This window comes from Streptomyces sp. NPDC101166 (assembly GCF_044768125.1).
Taxonomy (GTDB): Bacteria; Actinomycetota; Actinomycetes; order Streptomycetales; family Streptomycetaceae; genus Streptomyces.
Genome location: NZ_JBIWPF010000007.1, coordinates 197,550 through 217,069 on the forward strand (window position 1 = coordinate 197,550; position 19,520 = coordinate 217,069).

19 protein-coding genes and 1 tRNA gene are annotated in these 19,520 nt (G+C 70.8%); 8 read left to right on the forward strand and 12 right to left on the reverse strand.

Features of this window, described 5'->3' with window-relative positions:
* Positions 1-14: 14 nt before the first annotated feature.
* Genes ACIRS4_RS15285 through ACIRS4_RS15300 form a run of 4 tightly spaced genes read left to right on the forward strand, consistent with a single transcriptional unit; the run spans position 15 to position 2,676 of the window.
* Complete coding sequence (locus ACIRS4_RS15285; protein WP_207228764.1) at positions 15-212, forward strand: hypothetical protein; 198 nt, start codon at positions 15-17, stop codon at positions 210-212.
* Positions 209-847: an aminodeoxychorismate/anthranilate synthase component II gene (locus ACIRS4_RS15290; RefSeq protein WP_404195141.1), complete on the forward strand. Its 639-nt coding sequence runs from the start codon at positions 209-211 to the stop codon at positions 845-847. Before ACIRS4_RS15285 ends, ACIRS4_RS15290 begins: the two co-directional genes overlap by 4 nt.
* The gene (locus tag ACIRS4_RS15295; protein ID WP_404195503.1) at positions 766-1,908 is read left to right on the forward strand and encodes a class E sortase; all 1,143 of its coding nucleotides are present in this window, start codon (positions 766-768) and stop codon (positions 1,906-1,908) included. The genes ACIRS4_RS15290 and ACIRS4_RS15295 overlap by 82 nt, the downstream gene beginning before the upstream one ends.
* Positions 1,909-1,914: 6 nt before the next feature.
* Positions 1,915-2,676, forward strand: coding sequence for a class E sortase (locus ACIRS4_RS15300; protein WP_404195143.1), 762 nt, complete (start codon positions 1,915-1,917; stop codon positions 2,674-2,676).
* A 109-nt stretch (positions 2,677-2,785) separates the two neighbouring features.
* Here ACIRS4_RS15300 and pknB read toward each other — a convergent pair whose 3' ends face one another.
* The 6 genes from pknB to ACIRS4_RS15330 form a co-directional block, all read right to left on the reverse strand.
* The gene (gene pknB / locus ACIRS4_RS15305; protein WP_404195145.1) at positions 2,786-4,780 is read right to left on the reverse strand and encodes a Stk1 family PASTA domain-containing Ser/Thr kinase; all 1,995 of its coding nucleotides are present in this window, start codon (positions 4,778-4,780) and stop codon (positions 2,786-2,788) included.
* Between the two features lie 169 nt (positions 4,781-4,949).
* A complete protein-coding gene (locus ACIRS4_RS15310; RefSeq protein WP_404195148.1) occupies positions 4,950-6,422 on the reverse strand; it encodes a peptidoglycan D,D-transpeptidase FtsI family protein in 1,473 nt (490 codons plus the stop codon).
* The gene (locus tag ACIRS4_RS15315; protein WP_404195150.1) at positions 6,419-7,858 is read right to left on the reverse strand and encodes an FtsW/RodA/SpoVE family cell cycle protein; all 1,440 of its coding nucleotides are present in this window, start codon (positions 7,856-7,858) and stop codon (positions 6,419-6,421) included. The genes ACIRS4_RS15310 and ACIRS4_RS15315 overlap by 4 nt, the downstream gene beginning before the upstream one ends.
* Before the next feature lie 27 nt (positions 7,859-7,885).
* Positions 7,886-9,403 carry a Stp1/IreP family PP2C-type Ser/Thr phosphatase gene (locus ACIRS4_RS15320; RefSeq protein ID WP_404195153.1) on the reverse strand — a complete coding sequence of 506 codons (1,518 nt, stop codon included), beginning with the start codon at positions 9,401-9,403 and terminating at the stop codon, positions 7,886-7,888.
* A 140-nt stretch (positions 9,404-9,543) separates the two neighbouring features.
* Positions 9,544-10,062: an FHA domain-containing protein gene (locus tag ACIRS4_RS15325; RefSeq protein WP_403808051.1), complete on the reverse strand. Its 519-nt coding sequence runs from the start codon at positions 10,060-10,062 to the stop codon at positions 9,544-9,546.
* Between the two features lie 10 nt (positions 10,063-10,072).
* Positions 10,073-10,936 carry an FhaA domain-containing protein gene (locus ACIRS4_RS15330; protein ID WP_404195155.1) on the reverse strand — a complete coding sequence of 288 codons (864 nt, stop codon included), beginning with the start codon at positions 10,934-10,936 and terminating at the stop codon, positions 10,073-10,075.
* A 475-nt stretch (positions 10,937-11,411) separates the two neighbouring features.
* Between ACIRS4_RS15330 and ACIRS4_RS15335 the strand changes: the two genes are divergently transcribed.
* The 4 genes from ACIRS4_RS15335 (at position 11,412) to ACIRS4_RS15350 (ending at position 14,508) form a co-directional block, all read left to right on the forward strand.
* A tRNA-Leu gene (locus ACIRS4_RS15335) sits at positions 11,412-11,495 on the forward strand.
* 196 nt (positions 11,496-11,691) lie between these two features.
* Positions 11,692-13,173 (forward strand): DUF2252 domain-containing protein, encoded by a 1,482-nt coding sequence (locus tag ACIRS4_RS15340; RefSeq protein WP_404195158.1) that lies wholly within the window; start codon positions 11,692-11,694, stop codon positions 13,171-13,173.
* A gap of 144 nt (positions 13,174-13,317) precedes the next feature.
* On the forward strand, positions 13,318-14,115 hold the full coding sequence (locus tag ACIRS4_RS15345) for a hypothetical protein (RefSeq protein ID WP_404195160.1): 798 nt from the start codon (positions 13,318-13,320) through the stop codon (positions 14,113-14,115).
* 63 nt (positions 14,116-14,178) lie between these two features.
* Positions 14,179-14,508 (forward strand): rhodanese-like domain-containing protein, encoded by a 330-nt coding sequence (locus tag ACIRS4_RS15350; RefSeq protein WP_404195506.1) that lies wholly within the window; start codon positions 14,179-14,181, stop codon positions 14,506-14,508.
* A gap of 31 nt (positions 14,509-14,539) precedes the next feature.
* On the opposite strand, the gene ACIRS4_RS15355 is transcribed toward ACIRS4_RS15350, so the two are convergent.
* The 6 genes from ACIRS4_RS15355 to paaA all read right to left on the reverse strand — a co-directional run bounded on the left by ACIRS4_RS15355 (position 14,540) and on the right by paaA (position 19,428).
* Positions 14,540-15,676: an acyl-CoA dehydrogenase family protein gene (locus ACIRS4_RS15355; RefSeq protein ID WP_404195162.1), complete on the reverse strand. Its 1,137-nt coding sequence runs from the start codon at positions 15,674-15,676 to the stop codon at positions 14,540-14,542.
* 105 nt (positions 15,677-15,781) lie between these two features.
* Positions 15,782-16,849 carry a 2Fe-2S iron-sulfur cluster-binding protein gene (locus ACIRS4_RS15360; protein ID WP_404195164.1) on the reverse strand — a complete coding sequence of 356 codons (1,068 nt, stop codon included), beginning with the start codon at positions 16,847-16,849 and terminating at the stop codon, positions 15,782-15,784.
* A complete protein-coding gene (gene paaD / locus ACIRS4_RS15365; protein ID WP_404195167.1) occupies positions 16,849-17,385 on the reverse strand; it encodes a 1,2-phenylacetyl-CoA epoxidase subunit PaaD in 537 nt (178 codons plus the stop codon). Before paaD ends, ACIRS4_RS15360 begins: the two co-directional genes overlap by 1 nt.
* The gene (gene paaC / locus ACIRS4_RS15370; protein WP_404195170.1) at positions 17,379-18,119 is read right to left on the reverse strand and encodes a 1,2-phenylacetyl-CoA epoxidase subunit PaaC; all 741 of its coding nucleotides are present in this window, start codon (positions 18,117-18,119) and stop codon (positions 17,379-17,381) included. The genes paaD and paaC overlap by 7 nt, the downstream gene beginning before the upstream one ends.
* A complete protein-coding gene (paaB, locus tag ACIRS4_RS15375) occupies positions 18,116-18,403 on the reverse strand; it encodes a 1,2-phenylacetyl-CoA epoxidase subunit PaaB (RefSeq protein ID WP_130439069.1) in 288 nt (95 codons plus the stop codon). Before paaB ends, paaC begins: the two co-directional genes overlap by 4 nt.
* Positions 18,400-19,428 carry a 1,2-phenylacetyl-CoA epoxidase subunit PaaA gene (gene paaA, locus ACIRS4_RS15380; RefSeq protein WP_404195173.1) on the reverse strand — a complete coding sequence of 343 codons (1,029 nt, stop codon included), beginning with the start codon at positions 19,426-19,428 and terminating at the stop codon, positions 18,400-18,402. Before paaA ends, paaB begins: the two co-directional genes overlap by 4 nt.
* Positions 19,429-19,520: the final 92 nt, after the last annotated feature.

Here is a 19,520-nt window from a genome sequence, read left to right on the forward strand (position 1 = left end):
TGGTGAGGTACGGCGTGAGTCTGGTGCCGTGGTGCGACGGAAGGGACGGCATGTACGGCTGGATCTGGCGGCATCTGCCGGGAAACGCCTTGATCAGGGCGCTGATCTCGATCGTGCTGATTCTTGCCGTGGTCTACGTCCTCTTCCAGTACGTCTTTCCGTGGGCCGAACCGCTGCTTCCCTTCAACGATGTGACGGTGGACAACCAGTGAGCGCGCGCATCCTCGTCGTGGACAACTACGACAGCTTCGTCTTCAACCTGGTCCAGTACCTGTACCAGCTGGGTGCGCAGTGCGAGGTCCTGCGCAACGACGAGGTGTCGACGGCACACGCCCAGGACGGCTTCGACGGCGTCCTGCTCTCCCCGGGCCCCGGCGCCCCGGAGCAGGCCGGCGTCTGCGTCGACATGGTGCGCCACTGCGCGACGACCGGCGTGCCCGTCTTCGGCGTCTGCCTGGGCATGCAGTCGATGCAGGTGGCGTACGGCGGGGTGGTGGACCGCGCGCCCGAGCTGCTGCACGGCAAGACCTCGCTGGTCGAGCACAGTGGCAAGGGCGTCTTCGCGGGCCTGCCGACCCCGTTCACGGCGACCCGCTACCACTCCCTGGCGGCCGAGCCGGCGACCGTGCCGGCGGAGCTGGAGGTCACGGCCCGTACGCGGGACGGGATCGTCATGGGCCTGCGCCACCGTGAACTGCCCGTCGAGGGCGTCCAGTTCCACCCCGAGTCGGTGCTCACCGAGCACGGGCACCGGATGCTGGCCAACTGGCTGGTGGAGTGCGGGGACCAGGGCGCGGTGGCGAGGTCGGCGGGGCTCGCCCCGGTGGTGGGCAGGGCCACGGCGTGACCGCACTGCGCCCCGAGCGCGAGGAGCTGTACGGGAGCGGATCGCCGTACGTGCCTCCCCTGGACGACGAGACGGTGGCGCTGCGCATTCCGCGACCGTCCGAGCCCGGGTTCGGTGGCGACTCCACGTCCGCGTCTGCGGGCCCGATCGCCTCTCCGCCCCCCGGAACCCCGGCGGGTGGCCGCGCGGCCCGCAGGAAGGCCGCCAAGGCCCGCCACGGCCGCCACGGCGGCGCTGCGGGACCGGCCGGACCGGCGGCGCGGGACGGCGAGGGCGACGCGGCCCGGGAAGCGGCGCGGCCCGGGGCCCGGCACGGCGCCCGTCAGGAGTCCCGGCCGGAGCGGCCGCTCTCCCGGGTGGAGGCCCGCCGCCAGGCACGGGCACGCAAGCCCAGCGCCGCCGTGCTCGCCAGCCGGGCGATCGGCGAGGTGTTCATCACCGGCGGTGTGCTGATGCTGCTGTTCGTCACGTACCAACTGTGGTGGACGAACGTGCGCGCGCACGCACAGGCGGACCGGGCGGCGAGCAGCCTCCAGGACGACTGGGCGAACGGCAAGCGCAACCCGGGGGCCTTCTCGCCCGGACAGGGCTTCGCCATCCTGCACATCCCCAGGCTGGACGTCGTCGTGCCGATCGCCGAGGGCATCAGCAACAAGAAGGTGCTCGACAAGGGCATGGTCGGCCACTACGGCGAGGACGCCTTGAAGACGGCCATGCCCGACGCCAAGACCGGCAACTTCGGGCTCGCGGGCCACCGCAACACCCACGGCGAGCCCTTCCGCTACATCAACAGGCTGCAGCCGGGCGACGCGATCGTCGTCGAGACGCAGAACGACTACTACGTCTACAAGATGACGTCGTCGCTGCCGGTGACGCCGCCGAGCAACGTGAGCGTCCTCGAACCCGTCCCGCCGGACTCCGGATTCACCGGCCCGGGGCGCTACATCACCCTGACGACGTGCACGCCGGAGTTCACCAGCAAGTACCGGCTGATCGTCTGGGGCAAGATGGTCGAGGAACGGCCGCGCAGCAAGGGCAAGCCGGATGCGCTCATCCAGTAGGGGCAGATGAACGTGGCAGCGACCACCGACGACACCGAGCACGAAGAGCACACCGGCGCGACCGCGTCACCGCCCGCGCCTCGGCGTCGTGGTCGCGGCCGGATCGCCCTGGCGGTCAGCGTCTTCGGAGAACTCCTCATCACGGCCGGGCTGGTGCTCGGCCTTTTCGTCGTCTACTCGCTGTGGTGGACGAACGTCCTAGCCGACCGCAAGGCCGACCGGCAGGGGGACAAGGTCCGTGACACCTGGGCCCAGCCGGAGACCGGCCCCGGCGCCCTCGACACCGGTGAGGGCATCGGCTTCCTGCACGTGCCGGCCATGAACAGCGGCGAGGTGCTGGTCGAGAAGGGCACCACGTCGAAGATCCTCAACGACGGAGTGGCCGGCTACTACACCGACCCCGTCAAGGCCGCGCTCCCGATGACCGGCAAGAACGGCAACTTCTCCCTGGCCGCCCACCGCGACGGCCACGGCGCCAAGTTCCACAACATCGACAAGCTCGACGTGGGCGACCCGATCGTCTTCGAGACGCGGGACGACTGGTACGTCTACAAGGTGTACGCCGTGCTCCCCGAGACGTCGAAGTACAACGTCGAGGTCCTCGGCGCGGTCCCCGAGGAGTCGGGGAAGAAGAAGGCCGGGAAGTACATCACCCTGACGACCTGCACGCCGGTCTACACGAGCCGCTACCGGTACGTGGTGTGGGGCGAGCTGGAACGGGTCGAGAAGGTGAACGCGGACCGCACGCCGCCCGCAGAACTGCGCTGACCGGAAGGCCCCGCAGGACGGCGCGGGGGCACATGACTCAGGGCCCTGCCGGAAGTGATCCGGCAGGGCCCTGAGTCATGTCGCGGCGGTGCGGCCGGACGGCGGACGGCTAGCCGTTGTTGCCGCCGAAGAAGCTGATCCCGCCGTTGTCCCCGTTGCCGTTGTCGCCGTTCCCACCGCCGCCGTTGCCGCCGATGGTGAACAGGTTGACCGCGGTGCCCTTGTTGACGGTGCTGCCCGCGCCGGGGTCGGTGCCGACGACGATCGCGTTGTCGTCGTTGGCCCCGTTGACGTTGCCGACGCTCAGGCCGAGGTCCTCCAGGGTCTTCCTGGCGTCCTTCACCTTCTGGTTCTGCAGGTTGGGCACCTGGACCTGGGTGCTCTTGCCGACCTGGATCTGGACCGTGGATCCCTTGGAGACCTTGGAGTTGACCTGCGGGTTGGTCTGGATGACCTTGCCGGCCTGGTTCGGGTCCTGGGTGTCGACGTCGACGCAGTTGCCGACCAGGTTGTTCTGCGCGATCTGAGCCTTGGCGGCCTCACACGACGCGCCGAGCACGTCGGGCACCGTCGCCTTGTCCTCCGCCTTGGCGATGGTGAGGGTGATCTTGGTGCCCTTCTCCACCTCCGTGCCGAGCTCCGGGTTCTGCTTGAGGACCCTTCCGGGTTCCTCCGTGGAGATCTCTTCCTTGGTCTCGACGACGAACTGGTACTTGTCGTCCTCCAGCGTCTGCTTGGCTTCGTCCAGGGTGTTACCGAGGACACTCGGCACGGCCACCTTCGGGGCCCCTGTGGAGACCACGACGTTCACGGTGTCGCCCTTGTTGACGTTCGCGCCGGCCGCGGGGTTCTGCTCGCAGACGCTGCCCTTGGGCTGGTTCTCGCAGGGTTTCTCGGTGGTCGTCAGCTTCAGCTCGACGTTCTTCGCCATCGTCTGGGACTGCGTCAGGGTCTGGCCGACGAAGTTCGGGGTCTTGAACGGCTGGTCCTTGGCGCCGTCGCCGTCGACCACCCACTTGCCGATCAGGACCGCGCCGACCAGCACCAGCGCAGCCGCGACGACCAGCAGGATCGTCGAGGCGTTGGACTTCTTCTGCCGGCGCCGGGCGGGACGGTCGTCGTAGCCGAAGCCGCCGTCGTCCGGGTTCATCGGGGGCAGCATCGAGGTGGCGCCGGCGTCCGCGGAGCGCATGGCCGTGGTGGCCTGGTCGCCCGGGTAGCCGCCGTAGCCGACCGAGCCCATCGCCGCCGTCGCCGCGACCGGCTGGCCGTCGAGGCAGGCCTCGATGTCGGCGCGCATCTCGTCCGCGGACTGGTAGCGGTAGTTCGGGTCCTTGACCAGTGCCTTCAGGACGATGGCGTCCATCTCGGCCGTGATCTCGGGGTCGAAGACGCTGGGCGCCTGCGGCTCTTCGCGGACGTGCTGGTACGCCACGGCCACCGGGGAGTCGCCCACGAACGGCGGGCGGACCGTCAACAGCTCGTAGAGCAGACAACCCGTCGAGTACAGGTCCGAGCGGGCGTCCACCTGCTCGCCCTTGGCCTGCTCCGGGGAGAGGTACTGGGCGGTGCCGATCACGGCCGCGGTCTGCGTCATCGTCATGCCGGAGTCGCCCATGGCGCGGGCGATGCCGAAGTCCATGACCTTGACCTGGCCGTTGCGCGTCAGCATGACGTTCGCCGGCTTGATGTCACGGTGCACGATGCCGCTGCGGTGGGCGTACTCCAGGCCCTGGAGGATGCCGATGGTCATCTCCATGGCGCGCTCCGGCAGCAGCTTGCGGCCGGAGTGGAGCAGCTCACGGAGCGTGGAGCCGTCGACGTACTCCATGACGATGTACGGGATCGACACGTTGTCGATGTAGTCCTCGCCCGTGTCGTACACCGCCACGATCGCGGGATGGTTGAGCGAGGCGGCCGACTGGGCCTCCCGGCGGAACCGGGCCTGGAAGGAAGGGTCGCGCGCGAGGTCGGCGCGCAGCGTCTTCACCGCCACCGTGCGGCCCAGGCGCGTGTCATGCGCGAGGTATACCTCGGCCATGCCACCACGGCCGAGCACGTGGCTCAGCTCGTACCGGCCGCCGAGGCGACGCGGCTCTTCCATAGCTACCTACCAGCCCTCTCCGTCGGTCCCGACCGGCACACATGTGCGGTCGAAGGCTGCCGTCCGGGCATACCGTACCCGGACGGCGGTGCGTGACCTGGCCAAGCCCGTCACCCGATACAGGACCGGTATCGCAACGTGCACCGATGCGTAGGCGACGTGATCGGGGTCACTTCTTGCTGTCGATGACTGCCTTCATCACGTCCCTGGCGATCGGACCGGCCAGACCACCGCCGCTGATGTCGTCACGGTTGGCCGAACCGTCCTCGACGACCACCGCCACCGCGACCGGCGCGCTGCCGTCCGGAAGCTTCGCATAGGAGATGAACCACGCGTACGGCTTCTCGCTGTTGTTGAGGCCGTGCTGGGCCGTGCCGGTCTTGCCGCCGACCTTCACCCCGGGGATCTTCGCCTTGCCGCCCGTGCCCTGCGGGTCGTTGACGACCGTCTCCATCATGTCGCGGAGCTTCTGCGCGGTCTCCGGGGACACGGCCTGGGACAGCTGCTCGGGCTGGGTCGTGGTGAGGGTGTCCAGGTCCGGCGCCTTGAGCTGGTCGACCATGTACGGCTTCATCAGCTTGCCGTCGTTGGCGACCGCGGAGGCGACCATGGCCATCTGCAGCGGGGTGGCGCGGTTGGAGGCCTGGCCGATGCCGTCCAGGGCGTTCTGCGGCTGGTTGTCCTCGGGGTACACGCTCTGGGCGGCGCGGACCGGGGTGTCCAGCTCCTTGTTGTTGTAGCCGAACTTGGTCGCCTGCTCGATCATCTTCTCGTTGCCGACGTTGTCGGCCATCTTCGCGAAGACGGTGTTGCAGGACACCATGAGCGCGTAGCGCAGGTTGGCGTTCTTGCACTCGCCGTGCTCGTTGGTGAGCGGCGTGGACGACTGCGGGAGCTTGTAGGGGTCCGGGGCGTCGGTCGGGTCGTCGATGCCCTTGACCACGCCGTTCTCCAGCGCGGCGGCCGCGGTGACCACCTTGAAGGTGGAGCCCGGCGGGTACGTCTCGCGCAGCGCCCGGTTGAGCGTCGGGTCGTCGGGGTTGTTCTTCTTCTGGACCGCGTTCCAGGCCTTCGCGTCCGCGTCGGACGTGCCGGCGAACTTCGACGGGTCGTACGACGGCGTGGAGACCAGCGCGAGGATCTTGCCGGTGGACGGCTCGATCGCGGCGACGGCGCCCTTCTTGTTGCCCAGGCCCTCGAACGCGGCCTTCTGCGCGGCGCCGCTGAGGGTGGTGACGACGCTGCCGCCCGCCTTCTCCTTGCCCGTGAGCATGTCGAGCGTGTTGCGGAAGAAGAGCCGGTCGTCGGTGCCGGTCAGAAAGTCGTCCTCGAGCTTCTCCAGCTGGTTGGCGCCGAAGGCCTGCGAGGAGTAGCCGGTCACCGGGGCCCACATGGCGCCGTTCGACCAGGTGCGCTTGAACTTGTAGTCGCCGCTGGTGGTCTCCACCGAGCCGGTGATGGCCTTGCCGTCGACGATGATGTCGCCGCGCGGGGTGGCGTAGCGCTCGATGTTGACGCGGCGGTTCTCGCTGTCGTCGGCGAGCGAGTCGGCCTTGACGTACTGCAGGTAGTTGACGCGTACGAGCAGGGTGAGGACCAGCAGTCCGCAGAAAACCGCGATCCGGCGCAGGGGCTTGTTCATGACGGGCGGACCACCTGGGTCATCTCGGCGTCGGGGTTGGAGGTGGGAGCCGGGGCCGGTCGGCGCGCGGTGTCGCTGATCCTGATCAGGATGCCGATCAGCGCCCAGTTGGCGATGACGGAGGAACCGCCGTACGCCAGGAACGGCATCGTCATACCGGTGAGCGGGATGAGGCCCATCACACCGCCGGCGACGACGAACACCTGGAGGGCGAAGGCGCCGGAGAGGCCGATGGCGAGCAGCTTGCCGAACGGGTCGCGGGCGGCGAGGGCGGTGCGCACGCCGCGCTCCACGATCAGGCCGTACAGCAGCAGCAGCGCCATGATGCCGGCCAGGCCCAGCTCCTCGCCGAAGGTGGCGAGGATGAAGTCGGAGTTGGCGGCGAAGCGGATCAGCTCGGAGTGGCCTTGGCCCCAGCCGGTGCCGAGGGTGCCGCCGGAGCCGAACGCCCACAGCGCCTGCATGGCCTGCTCGGAGTGTCCGGCGACGTCCTGGCGGGAGAGCGTGTACTCCTTCATCGGGTCGAGCCAGGCCTGGACGCGCTGCTGGACGTGCGGTTCGAAGCTGGCCACGCCGACGGCGCCGACCGAGGACATCAGCAGACCGAAGACGATCCAGCTGGTCCGCTCGGTGGCGACGTACAGCATGATGACGAACATTCCGAAGAACAGCAGCGAGGTGCCCAGGTCGGTCTCGAAGACCAGGATCAGGATCGAGATGAACCAGACGACCAGGATCGGGCCCAGGTCACGGCCGCGCGGCAGGTACAGACCGAGGAAGCGGCGGCTGGCCAGGGCGAGCGCGTCGCGTTTGACCATGAGGTAGCCGGCGAAGAACACCGCGAGGGCGATCTTCGCGAACTCACCGGGCTGGATGGTGAAGCTGCCGATCTGGATCCAGATCTTGGCGCCGTAGACGTTCAGGCCGAGACCCGGGACCAGCGGGAGCAGCAGCAGGACCAGCGCGCCGACCATGGAGATGTAGGTGTAGCGCTGGAGGACCCGGTGGTCCTTCAGGAAGATGATGACGACGAGGAACAGCGCGATGCCGAGCGCCGTGTACATCAGCTGCCGCGGTGCGGCGCCACCGGCCTGCTTGATCTGCTGGAGGAGTCTCGACTGGTCCAGCCGCCAGATGGCGACCAGGCCGAGCCCGTTCAGCAGGGTCGCCAGGGGCAGCAGCAGCGGGTCGGCGTACGGGGCGAACCTGCGCACCACGAGGTGGGCGACCCCGGCCAGCAGGCCGAGGCCCAGGCCGTAGGCGAGCAGCCCGGAGGGGACCTGCTCGTTGATCGCGAGGCCCACGTTGGCGTAGGCGAACACCGGGATGACGACGGCGAACACCAGCAGCGCGAGCTCGGTGTTGCGCCGGCTCGGGGTGCCGATGGAGCCGATCGTGGACGTGTGGTGCGTCGGCGAGTTGGGTGTACTGCTCATGGTGTGACGGGGCCTCTCACGGCTTGCCTACTGCTTACCGCACAGCGAGACGACCTTCTGCTCTTCCTCCGAGAGGCTGGGGCCGGGGCTGGGAGTGGCGGTCGCGGATGTGGACGGGGACGCGGACACCGAAGGGCTCGGTGTCGCCTTGGACGTGAGGGAGGAGGGAGTGGTTCCCTTGGCCTCGCCCGTCTTGGCGCTGCTACGGGCGGCGGGCGAGGCCGCCTGCTTCTTGCACGCGGCGGCCTGGACGGCCAGTTCGTCGATCTTCTTGCTGGCCGCGGGCAGGTTGCCCTCGGCGATCGTGGCCTCGACCAGTTTGCGCTGGTACTCGGGGAGGTACTTGAGTTCGATCTCGGGGTGGTCCTTCTCGACCTTCGAGAGCGAGACCCATGCGAGGTCCTGGCTGATGCCCCGGTACAGCGCGACGTGCTCGCCCTTGGCGCCGACGTAGTACTGCGTCTGCGTCCAGCGCCAGCCGCCGTACAGCCCGCCGCCGATGACGGCGAGCGCGAGGCCGCCGTACAGGGATCTCTTCAGCCACCTGCGGCTCTTGCGGGGCTTGGCGAAGTCCTCGTCGGTGTAGTCGCCGAAGCCGTCGGTGGGGATGAAGCCGGTGATGTCGTTGTCGGAGCCGGGCGGGCCGAACTCGCCGCCGCCCTGCCCTTGGCCGCGGCTGTGGCGGCCCTGGCGGCCGAGGCCGGAGGCGCGGCCGGCCGGGGTCTGCATGATGCCGTTGTCGTGCAGCTGGTGCTGGTTCTCGGCGACCGCGCCGACCACGACCGGGGTGTCCGACAGATGGCCGGCCAGGGTGTCGCCGGTGTCCAGGTCGAGGACGTCGGCGACGATGACGGTGATGTTGTCGGGGCCGCCGCCGCGCAGCGCGAGCTGGATCAGCTCCTGCACGGTCTCCTGCGGTCCCTGGTAGCTGGCGAGGGTGTCCTCGAGCGTCTGGTGGGAGACGACGCCGGACAGGCCGTCGGAGCAGATCAGATAGCGGTCGCCGGCCCGGACCTCGCGGATCGACAGGTCGGGCTCGACATGCTCGCCGCTGCCCAGCGCGCGCATCAGCAGGGAGCGCTGGGGGTGGGTGGTGGCCTCTTCCTCGGTGATCCGGCCCTCGTCGACGAGGCGCTGCACCCAGGTGTGGTCCTGGGTGATCTGGGTCAGCAGGCCGTCGCGCAGCAGGTACGCGCGCGAGTCGCCGACGTGGACCAGGCCGAGCCGCTGACCGGTCCACAGCAGGGCGGTCAGCGTCGTGCCCATGCCCTCGAGCTGGGGGTCCTCCTCGACCAGGGAGCGCAGCTGGTCGTTGGCGCGCTGGACGGCCGTACCGAGCGAGGTGAGGACGTCGGAGCCGGGGACGTCGTCGTCGAGGGCGACGATGGTGGAGATGGCCTCGGAGGAGGCGACCTCACCGGCGGCGGCGCCGCCCATGCCGTCGGCGATGGCGAGCAGGCGCGGACCGGCGTAACCGGAGTCCTCGTTGCCCTCCCGGATCATCCCCTTGTGCGATCCGGCGGCGAAGCGCAGTGACAGACTCATGCCCACCTCGCCCGTCGGCCCCGGGTACAGCCGGTCGTGTCGAGCCACACTGCCCACCCTCCGGTCGGGAGCGCGCCGGGGCCCGGGGTGCCGGCCGCCGCTGCGTGCTCGCTCCGCTCGCGCTCACTCATGATGTAGCACTACTTCCGCAGCTCGATGACGGTCTTGCCGATACGGATCGGCGCGCCCAGCGGGATCGGTGTGGGAGTCGTCAGCCGCGTCCGGTCGAGGTACGTGCCGTTGGTGGAGCCGAGGTCCTCGACGATCCACTGGCCGTCGCGGTCCGGGTAGATCCTGGCATGGCGGCTGGAGGCGTAGTCGTCGTCCAGCACGATGGTGCTGTCGTGGGCGCGGCCCAGCGTGATGGTCTGGCCCTGGAGCGCGACGGTCGTGCCGGTGAGGGTGCCCTCCGACACGACGAGCTTCGTCGGGGCGTTACGGCCCCGGCGGCCGCCGGAGGCGGGCTGCTGGCGCTGCTGCGGGGGCGCCTGGCGCTGGGCGGCCTGCTGCTGCGGGCGTGCGGCCTCCCGGCGCGCGCCGCGCTGGGTGACACGCGTACCGAACAGGTCGCTGCGGATGACCTGCACGGCCACGATCACGAACAGCCACAGTACGGCCAGGAAACCCAGCCGCATGACCGTGAGGGTCAGCTCTGACATTGCCCCCGCTTCACCCTTCGGCTTGCCGGTAAATGATGGTGGTGCTGCCCACGACGATCCGCGAGCCGTCGCGGAGCGTAGCGCGGGTGGTGTGCTGCCCGTCCACCACGATGCCGTTGGTGGATCCGAGATCCTGGATCGTCGAGGGCGTTCCGGTCCGGATCTCGCAGTGCCGGCGGGAGACGCCGGGGTCGTCGATCCGCACGTCGGCCTCGGTGCTGCGGCCGAGCACGAGCGTCGAGCCGGAGATCTGGTGGCGGGTGCCGTTGATCTCGATCCAGTGGCGGGTGCGTGAGCCGGGCGCCGGGGCGCCGGCCGGGCCGCCGCCGGACCGCTGGCCGCCCGCGGCGGGCGGGTAGCCGTAGCCGCCGGGACGGCCGCCGGGCGGCGGTGAGGACGGCATGGGGGGAGCGGCGGACGCGCCGGCGGGCGGGTAGCCGTAGCCGCCGGGCCGCTGCCGGCCGCCGGAGGGCGCGCTCTCCGGCGCCTGCTGGCTGCTGGAGGAGGCGAGCGTACGGCTGCGCACCCGGTACAGGCCGGTGTCGAGGTCGTCCGCCTTCTCAAGGTTGACCTTGATCGGCCCCATGAAGGTGTAGCGCTGCTGCTTGGCGTAGTCGCGCACCATGCCGGCGAGCTCGTCGCCGAGCTGGCCGGAGTAGGGGCTGAGCCGCTCGAAGTCCGGAGTGCTCAGCTCCACGATGAAGTCATTGGGTACGACGGTGCGGTCGCGGTTCCAGATCGTGGCGTTGTTGTCGCACTCCCGCTGGAGCGCTCCCGCGATCTCCACGGGCTGGACCTCGGACTTGAACACCTTGGCGAAGGTGCCGTTGACCAGACCCTCGAGACGCTGCTCGAACTTCTTCAGGACTCCCATGGGGCACCTCCTCCGTCGCTGGTACTGCTGTCCTGCGCCCTGCTGCTTACCTGGTACTGCTTACTGATCGTATCCACGCGCCGGTGAATCGGCTGGTTCCCCCTGTCGGCCCCGCCGACAGGTGTCGACGGGGGCCTCGGCCGCCGCCTCGGCGTCGGTGGCGCCTCGGCTTCCGCTTCGGCTCCCGCCGCGGCTTGCGCGTCTGCTTCCGCCCAGGATCGTAGAGGCGGCTGAGGACCAGTGTCCCGCACCCGACTGTGGACCTCCGCCTTCTCCCGGGGAGACGGTCGCCATAGGTACGAGGTTGATACGTGAACCGGTCGTCGCCGATACGTAGGGAGGATGCCGCGCGCTTTCCTGCGGTGTCCCCTGCCCGGGAACAAGGGATGTGAACGCACCCTTCCCTCCGTGCTAATGTTCTGCATGTCGGAAGGCGGCAGGCCGAAAAGCCCACAAGCCCGAGGACACACCCAATGCGCGGGTGGCGGAATAGGCAGACGCGCTGGATTCAGGTTCCAGTGCCCGCAAGGGCGTGGGGGTTCAACTCCCCCCTCGCGCACAGCTGAAAGCCCCGTAGGTCTCGGACCTGCGGGGCTTTCGCATGCCCGGGATCGGTCGGGACGCGTGAGGTATCTCACGGGTGAGCGTCGTCCGTGCGGTCGCGAAGTTGTCCACAGGGTCTGACGGGTTTCGGCCAGCGACTGTACGGTCGGCACGAGTTGATGTTCGGCGCGGGTGCGGGGGAGGCGGTCGTGATGACCGAGGCTGGGGTCAGCGGTGCCGCGGGTGAGGCTGCGGGCGCGGGAGTTGTGGGCGAGGACGTCGCGGGGGCGGCGGAATCCCTCGGCGGTCGTCGCCGGCTTCCCCGGGTGCGCGGGTTCGCGCAGTGGCCCTCCGCCGGGGCGCCCAAGGCCGAGGGCAAGGCACTTCGGGAGCGGGTGGCGCGGTCCGCGCACGCGGGGCTGGACGCCGACGCATCCCGCCCGAGCGCGGTGGAGGCGGTCGAGGAGTCCAACCGGGGCCGTCTGCCCGAGCTGACGCCGATAAGGGTGGGCAGGATGGCGGCGACGCCTTTCGCGTTCCTGCGCGGCTCGGCCGGCCTCATGGCCCACGACCTCGTCCGTACCCCCATGACCGGCGTCCGCGCCCAGATCTGCGGTGACGCCCACGCGGCCAACTTCGGCCTGTACGGCGACGCGCGCGGTGATCTCGTCATCGACCTGAACGACTTCGACGAGACGGTTCACGGCCCCTGGGAGTGGGACCTCAAGCGGCTCGCGGCCTCCCTGGTGCTCGCGGGCCGGGAGGCCGGCGCCGACGAGGACACCTGCCGCAAGGCCGCCCATGACGCCGCGGGCGCCTACCGCCGCACCATGCGCCTGTTGGCCAAGCTGCCCGTGCTGGACGCGTGGAACGCCATCGCCGACGAGGAGTTGGTCTCCCACGCCGACGCCCATGACCTGCTGGGCACTCTGGAGCGGGTGTCCGAGAAGGCGCGGGCCAACACCAGCGGGCGGTTCGCGGCGAAGTCGACCGAGCCGACGGCGGAGGGCGGGTACCGCTTCGTCGACGCTCCGCCGGTGCTGCGGCGCGTCCCGGACGGCGAGGCGGCCGCGGTGGCGGCCTCCCTGGAGGCGTATCTGACCACGGTGCCGGAGGACCGCCATCCGCTGCTCGCCCGGTACGCGGTGCACGACGTCGCCTTCCGCATCGTCGGCACGGGCAGCGTGGGCACGCGGTCCTACGTCGTGCTGCTGCTGGACCATCGCGGCGAGCCGCTGGTCCTCCAGGTGAAGGAGGCGAGGGCCTCCGCCCTGGTCCCGCATCTGCTGACCGCCGGCTTCGACGCGCCGGGCGTCGAGCACGAGGGGCGCCGGGTGGTCCTCGGCCAGAAGCGGATGCAGGTCGTCAGTGACGTTCTGCTGGGCTGGACGACGGTCGACGGACTGCCGTTCCAGGTGCGTCAGTTCCGCAACCGCAAGGGCAGCGTCGATCCCGCCGCCCTCGCGGCCGACCAGGTCGACGACTACGGCCGGATGACGGGCGCGCTCCTGGCCCGTGCCCACTCCCACAGCGCCGACCCGCGCCTGATCGCCGGCTACTGCGGCAAGAACGAGGAACTGGACGAGGCGATCGCGACGTTCGCCGTCGCCTACGCCGACCGCACGGAAGCCGATCACGCGGACCTGGTGCGGGCGGTACGGGAGGGACGGGTCGCGGCGGAGACGGGGGTGTGAGGCAGGGGGGAGCGGGCCTTCGCCGGCGTGAGACGTCGGGTTGCCCGCCGGGCGCCGGCGTGAGGCGTCGGCGTGGCCGGCAGGTGCCGGGGTGGGTGGGGCTGGGCTTCCGTGGGGGCTTCCCGCTTGGCCTACGCTGGTCTGGTGACGACCCCCGAAGCTGAGCAGGCGCGGCCCGAGGAGCGGCTGGAGCAGGCCGTGCGGGCCGCTGAGCAGGCGCTGATCGAGTTCGAGATCGCGGTGGAGACCTTCCGCGTCGAGGTCGAGAACTTCTCGCGGCTCCACCACCAAAGACTCGGTCCCATGTACGCCAGGCTCGACGAGCTGGAGGCGCAGATAGCCGAGGCGAGGGCGGAACGCAGCGGTGATCCCGAGGATCGGCGCAAGGCGGCCGAGGCGCGGGCCCGGGTGCTGCCGATGCCCGGAGTGGAGGAGCTGTTCCACGGCTGGATGGACGGTCAGGGGCTGTTCGACGAGGCCGCGGCGATGCTCACGGACCAGTCGGTGCGGCCTCCGGAGCGGGTGCGCCCCAGCGACGAGGCCCGCAAGCTCTACCGGGAGCTGGCCCGCAAGGCGCACCCCGACCTGGCGCAGGAGGACGCGGAGCGGGCGCGGCGCGAGGAGTTCATCACCCGCGTGAACGCCGCCTATGCCCGGGGCGACGAGGGCCTGCTGCGTGAGCTGGCCGCGGAGTGGGCGGCCGGTCCGGTGCCGCCGGAGCGGCGTCCGAGCCCGAGCGAAGAGCTGTACGCCCGCCTCGAATGGCTCGCGGAGCGCAAGGAGATGCTGGCGCTGGTCGCGCGCGAGCTGGAGGACGGCGCGATCGGCTCGATGCTGCGGCTGGCTCCGGAGGACCCCGACCGCCTGCTCGACGAGATCGCCGACCAGCTGCTGGCCGAGGTCGCCAAGAGGGAGGCCGAGCTGGCGGGGCTGGTCGGGTAGCGCCGGCGGGCTGCTCGGGTGGCGCCGTCCGGTAGCGTCGGGGCCATGAGTTTCGGAGCTGGTGTGCCCACGGTCGAGGTCGGCGACGTCAAGGACGGCGACTTCCTGCTGGACGTCCGTGAGGACGACGAGTGGAAGGCGGGCCACGCCGAGGGGGCGCTGCACATCCCCATCAGCGAGTTCGTCGCCCGGTACGGCGAGCTGACCGAGGCGGCTCCCCAGGACGGGCGGGTTCATGTGATCTGCCGCTCCGGTGGCCGGTCGGCGCAGGTCACCATGTACCTCGTGCAGCAGGGCATCGACGCCGTGAACGTCGACGGCGGCATGCAGCACTGGGCCGCCGCCGGCCGCCCGGTCGTCTCCGACGAGGACCGGCCGGGCTTCGTCCTCTGACGGGAGCCGTTTCACCCGTCCCCGGCGACGGTCAGCCGAGGGGGTGGGCGGCCAGCAGGTCGCCCAGAGCCTCCTCGTGGGCCGCGGCGGGGCCGAGGGACAGCTCCAGGTGCTTGGCCCAGGCGTGGTAGCGGTGCAGCGGGTAGTCGACGTCCGCGCCGAAGCCGCCGTGCAGATGCTGCGCGGTCTGCACGACGCGTCGTACGCCCTCCGAGGCCCAGATCTTGGCCACAGCGATGTCGCCGGAGGCTGGGAGCGCGCCGGACGCGCCCGAGGTGAGCCGCCAGGCGGCCTGCCACAGGGTGACCTCCATCGCGCGCAGGTCGATGTAACGATCGGCCGCCTGTACGGCGACCGCCTGGAACGTGGCGATCGGATGCCCGAACTGCTCCCTTTTCGCCGCGTAGTCGCTCGTCATCGCCAGGACGCGTTCGCCCAGTCCGAGCGCCAGCGCGCAGGTCCCGGTGGTCAGCAGTGCGCGCAGGTCCTCCCAGGCGCCGTCGGCGGTGATGATGTGCCGGGCGGGGATCCGGGCGGAGTCGAGGCGCAGTTCCCCGAGTCGTTCGCCGGTGGTGGAGATCTGTTCGGCGAGCGTGCTGCCCTCGTGTCCGCGGGGGACCAGGGCGAGAACGCTGCGGTCGTCGCCGGTGCGGGCGGGGACGAGCACGAAGTCGGCGTCGTAGGCCCATGGCACCGCCGTCTGCACTCCGTCCAGGACCCAGGTGTCCCTGTCCTGCCGTGCGGTGACGGCGAGTTCGGCCGCGTCGTGGCCGGTGCGGCCGTGTGCGGCGACGGTCAGCACGACCTCGCCGCGGCCCGTCCGGGCGAGCAGCTCAGCCTGTGCCTCGGCGGTGCCGTGGGCCTGTACGGCCGCAGCGGCCGCGCTGCTCTCCAGGAGCGGCACCCGCGCCAGCGACTTCGCCGACTCGCGCAGCACCAGGCACAGGGCGATGGCGTCCAGGCCGGCCCCGCCGTACTCCTCGTCGAGCAGCAGGCCGAGCAGGTCCGTGCCGGCGAGCTTCTCCCAGAGCGCGCGGTCGAAGTGGTCGGCCACGGCTCCGCCCCTGGTGAGCGCGGGGCTGGGGACGGCGTCGGGGGCGACGTCGGCGAAGACTCCCCGCGCGGCCTCGGCCGCCGCCTGCTGCTCCTCGGTGAAGGTGAAGTCCACGGCCTGTCCTCCCGACGGGTCAGCTGATCTGACGGAGCGTCAAGATAGAACAGGTTCTAGAAGAAGGGAACGGTCCTCCCGCCGTCGGCCCGGGTTCACCCTCGCTCAGCGGTCGAAGTCGACCTCCACCGCCTCGGTCAGCGGATGAGACTGGCACGCCAGGACATAACCCGCCTCCGTCTCCTCCGGCTCCAGGGCGAAGTTGCGGTTCATGCGGACCTCGCCGGAGACCAGGAAGGCCCGGCACGTGCCGCACACCCCGCCCTTGCAGGCGTAGGGGGCGTCGGGGCGGTTGCGGAGGACCGTCTCCAGCAGCGACTCCCCTTCCCGCACGGCCCAGCTGCCGCCGCGGCCGTCGAGACGGGCGGTCACGGTGCTGTGCGCGGGAGCGCCCGCCGTCGCGCCGGGCGCCGCCGCTGTGACGTCCACGTGGAAGATCTCCTCGTGGATGCGGGAGCGGGGGACGCCGATCTCCCGCAGCGCCTGTTCCGCGCCCTGGACCAGTCCGAAAGGCCCGCACAGGAACCATCCGGCCACGTCCGCCACGGGCAGCAGTGACGGCAGCAGGCCCGCCAGCCGCTCCCGGTCCAGTCGCCCGGACGGCAGCCCGGCCTGCTGTTCCTCCCGGGAGAGGACGGTGACCAGCTGCAACCGCTCCGGGTAGCGGTCCTTCAGATCGGCGACCTCGTCCAGGAACATCGTCGAGGCGGCCGTCCGGTCGCTGCGGATCAGACAGAACCGGGCGGCGGGTTCGCGCGCGAGCAGGGTCGAGACGATCGACAGCACCGGGGTGATGCCGCTGCCGCCCACGACGGCCGCGTACAGACCGGGCGCGGGGTCGAGGGTGAACCGGCCCGCCGGCGTCATCACCTCCAGCTCGTCGCCGACGGCGATCTCCTTGAGCGCGTACGTCGAGAAGGCGCCGCCGTCGACCAGCCGCACTCCCACCCGCAGGGTGCGTGGGCCGTCGCCGCCGGGGCCGGGCGCGGGGGAGCAGATCGAGTACGTCCGCCGGACCTCGGTCCCGTCGACCCGTCGCCGCAGGGCGAGGTGCTGGCCCGGCGTGTGCCGGTACTCCGCGCGCAGGGCGGCGGGGACCGCGAAGGTGAGGGCGACGGAGTCGTCGGTGAGCCGGTCCACCGCGGCCACGGGGAGCGGGTGGAAGCGGGCCATCACAACTCCTTGAAGTGGTCGAAGGGTTCACGGCAGGCGAGGCAACGGCGCAGTGCCTTGCAGGCGGTCGAGGAGAACCGGCTGAGCAGTTCGGTGTCGGCACTGCCGCAGTGCGGGCAGCGCACCGGGGCGTCGTCCGGGTCCGCCCCGCTGGTCGTGCGGGTCGGGCCGAGGGACAGGGCGACCGGCTCCGCCGTCGTCCGGGTGCGTGGGGGCGCGATGCCGAACGCCCTGAGTTTGCGGCGGCCTTCGGCGGAGATGTCGTCCGTGGACCAGGCGGGCGTGAGCACCGTGCGCACGGTGACCTCGCGCACGCCGTGCTCGCGCAGCACCCGCTCGATGTCGTCGGACATCGCCTCCACGGCCGGGCAGCCGGTGTAGGTCGGGGTCAGCTCGACCTCCACGGCGTCCGCGTCGCGTACGTGCACCGCGCGCACCACGCCGAGCTCCTGAAGGGTGAGGACGGGCAGTTCGGGGTCGGGCACCGACCCGGCGACGGCGAGGAGTTCCGCTTCCAGCGGTGTGAGGGTCACCATGACGCCCCCGGGTGGCTGCGGTGCAGGTGCTGCATCTCGGCGAGCATCCGACCGAAGGACTCGGTGTGCACACCCTGGCGGCCCGCGCCGGCGCTCCACGCCCCGGTGCGCGCGCCCTCGGGCAGGGGGAGCCCCGCCCGGCGCAGAACGTCCCCGACCGATTCCAGCCAGGCCGCTTCCAGGGTCGTCAGGTCGGCGTCGACGCCTTCCACGGGCTGGAACAGCTCACCGGTGAACCGCCACAGCGCCGTGCAGGCCCGCCGCATCCGCTCATGGCTGAGCTCGGTGCCGTCACCGAGCCGCAGCGTCCACTGCTCGGCGTGGTCGCGGTGGTAGGCGACCTCCTTGACGGCCTTCGCGGCGAGGGGGGCGAACGGGCCGCCTCCGGTGGCCAGTCGGTCGTACAGCAGGTGCTGGTAGGTGGAGAAGTACAGCTGGCGGGCGATGGTGTGGGCGAAGTCACCGTTGGGCTGTTCCACCAACTGCAGGTTGCGGAAGGCACGTTCCTCGCGCAGGTAGGCGAGGTCGTCCTCGCCGCCGGCCATCGACAGCAGGACGCGGGCCTGGCCCAGCAGATCCAGCGCGATGTTGGCGAGGGCGACCTCCTCCTCCAGCACGGGCGCGTGGCCCATCCACTCCCCCAGCCGGTGGGAGAGCACCAGGGCGTCGTCGCCCAGGGCGAGGGCCGCCGCCGTGACCGAGCCCGGCGCCAGGGTCTTCCCGGTCGCGGTCACAGGTGCTTCACCCCTTCCGGGATCTCGTAGAACGTCGGGTGCCGGTACGGCTTGTCCGCGGCCGGCTCGAAGAACGGGTCCTTCTCGTCCGGCGAGGAGGCGGTGATCGCGGTGGACGGCACCACCCAGATCGAGACGCCCTCGCCGCGCCGTGTGTACAGGTCGCGGGCGTTGCGCAGGGCGAACTCCGCGTCCGGCGCGTGCAGGCTGCCGGCGTGGGTGTGGGAGAGGCCGCGCCGGGAGCGCACGAAGACCTCCCAGAGGGGCCAGTCGGTGTTCGTCATGCCTGCTCCACTCCCGCTCCGCGGCCGGTGGCCCCGCCGCTGTGCCTGGCCGCGTGGGCCGCGGCCGCCTCCCGTACCCAGGCGCCCTCTTCGTGCGCCCGCCTGCGCTGGACGATCCGCTGTTCGTTGCACGGGCCGTTGCCCTTGAGGACCTCCTTGAACTCCGTCCAGTCGATCGGGCCGAAGTCGTGGTGCCCCCGCTCCTCGTTCCACTTCAGGTCCGGGTCGGGGAGCGTGAGACCCAGGGACTCCGCCTGCGGGACGCAGATGTCGACGAAGCGCTGGCGCAGCTCGTCGTTGGAGTGCCGCTTGATCTTCCAGGCCATCGACTGCGCGGAGTGCGCGGACTCGTCGTCGGGCGGGCCGAACATCATCAGCGAGGGCCACCACCAGCGGTCGACCGCGTCCTGCGCCATCGCGTGCTGTTCCGGGGTGCCGCGGCTGAGGGCGAGCAGCAGCTCGTACCCCTGGCGCTGGTGGAAGGACTCCTCCTTGCAGATGCGGACCATCGCCCGCGCGTACGGGCCGTAGGAGCAGCGGCACAGGGGCACCTGGTTGGTGATCGCGGCGCCGTCCACCAGCCAGCCGATCGCGCCTACGTCGGCCCAGGTCAGCGTGGGGTAGTTGAAGATCGAGGAGTACTTCTGGCGGCCGGTGTGCAGCTTGTCGAGCAGTTCGTCGCGGCCGACGCCCAAGGTCTCGGCCGCGCTGTACAGGTACAGCCCGTGCCCCGCCTCGTCCTGGACCTTCGCCATCAGGATGGCCTTGCGGCGTAGTGAGGGCGCGCGCGTGATCCAGTTCGCCTCCGGCTGCATGCCGATGATCTCGGAGTGGGCGTGCTGGGCGATCTGGCGGACCAGCGTGGCGCGATAGGCGTCGGGCATCCAGTCGCGCGGCTCGATCCGCTCGTCCGCGGACACGGCGGCGTCGAAGACGCGCTGGTAGGCCTCCTCGGCGACCGCGCCGTCCTGTGCGTCCTGCTGTGTGCGGGCCGGCTGGTGCGCGGCTGCGGCTGCTGTCGCCATGCGGTCCCCCTCGACCTTGGGCTCTGCCCGAGCTTCTCCCGACCGATCGTTCGGTCCGTGCGATTCCATGGTGGGACGGCCGTCGTAAGGTG

What these genes read in the sequence shown, in the direction of transcription:
- ACIRS4_RS15300 (WP_404195143.1), top strand. Translation starts at nt 1,915, where the DNA reads ATGAACGTGGCAGCGACCACCGACGACACCGAGCACGAAGAGCACACC.
- pknB (WP_404195145.1), bottom strand. Translation starts at nt 4,780, where the DNA reads ATGGAAGAGCCGCGTCGCCTCGGCGGCCGGTACGAGCTGAGCCACGTG.
- ACIRS4_RS15310 (WP_404195148.1), bottom strand. Translation starts at nt 6,422, where the DNA reads ATGAACAAGCCCCTGCGCCGGATCGCGGTTTTCTGCGGACTGCTGGTC.
- ACIRS4_RS15315 (WP_404195150.1), bottom strand. Translation starts at nt 7,858, where the DNA reads ATGAGCAGTACACCCAACTCGCCGACGCACCACACGTCCACGATCGGC.
- ACIRS4_RS15320 (WP_404195153.1), bottom strand. Translation starts at nt 9,403, where the DNA reads ATGAGTCTGTCACTGCGCTTCGCCGCCGGATCGCACAAGGGGATGATC.
- ACIRS4_RS15325 (WP_403808051.1), bottom strand. Translation starts at nt 10,062, where the DNA reads ATGTCAGAGCTGACCCTCACGGTCATGCGGCTGGGTTTCCTGGCCGTA.
- ACIRS4_RS15330 (WP_404195155.1), bottom strand. Translation starts at nt 10,936, where the DNA reads ATGGGAGTCCTGAAGAAGTTCGAGCAGCGTCTCGAGGGTCTGGTCAAC.
- ACIRS4_RS15340 (WP_404195158.1), top strand. Translation starts at nt 11,692, where the DNA reads ATGACCGAGGCTGGGGTCAGCGGTGCCGCGGGTGAGGCTGCGGGCGCG.
- ACIRS4_RS15360 (WP_404195164.1), bottom strand. Translation starts at nt 16,849, where the DNA reads ATGGCCCGCTTCCACCCGCTCCCCGTGGCCGCGGTGGACCGGCTCACC.
- paaD (WP_404195167.1), bottom strand. Translation starts at nt 17,385, where the DNA reads ATGGTGACCCTCACACCGCTGGAAGCGGAACTCCTCGCCGTCGCCGGG.
- paaB (WP_130439069.1), bottom strand. Translation starts at nt 18,403, where the DNA reads ATGACGAACACCGACTGGCCCCTCTGGGAGGTCTTCGTGCGCTCCCGG.
- paaA (WP_404195173.1), bottom strand. Translation starts at nt 19,428, where the DNA reads ATGGCGACAGCAGCCGCAGCCGCGCACCAGCCGGCCCGCACACAGCAG.